Source organism: Vibrio sp. 10N.222.52.B7 (assembly GCF_041474275.1).
GTDB lineage: Bacteria > Pseudomonadota > Gammaproteobacteria > Enterobacterales > Vibrionaceae > Vibrio > Vibrio crassostreae_C.
This window is the reverse complement of sequence record NZ_JBFRTU010000786.1, coordinates 1-399: the sequence shown is the minus strand read 5'-3', so window position 1 is coordinate 399 and position 399 is coordinate 1. Positions and strand designations below refer to the sequence as shown.

Here is a 399-nt window from a genome sequence, read left to right as displayed (position 1 = left end):
ATCAAACAGGCTATAAAATGGGCTTCACCATTATAGACCAACCTTTGATACTCAACTTTTACAAAGCAATCGGACCAAAAGCATATTTACAACTAGGGTCTTGTGACCTGAACGGAAATAACTTACAGACTTACCGCGGTCTATGGAATATTGAACTGATGCTTTTAGCATTCGGTCGCGTCAACTTTCATGACTATAGACGCTGTCTTCGTGAAAATAAAAACACAGCATGGTAGAAAATAATGAACATGTTTGATTTCGGACTAGAGGCAATAGTCTATGCGAAAGCAATAACACTGCTTGCAACTGTAGCCATCGTCGTGATGTGGTTACTCTACTACTGCTATCGCCTTAGACAAAAGAACAAAGTTATTATTGGAACACACCATGCCCCTTACA

The 399-nt window shown here is 39.6% G+C and carries 1 protein-coding gene; it reads left to right on the top strand.

The features are described from left to right. On the top strand, nucleotides 1-236 hold a 236-nt coding region (locus AB4512_RS25310), incomplete at its 5' end, for an acyl-homoserine-lactone synthase (RefSeq protein WP_372176217.1). Nucleotides 237-399: the final 163 nt, after the last annotated feature.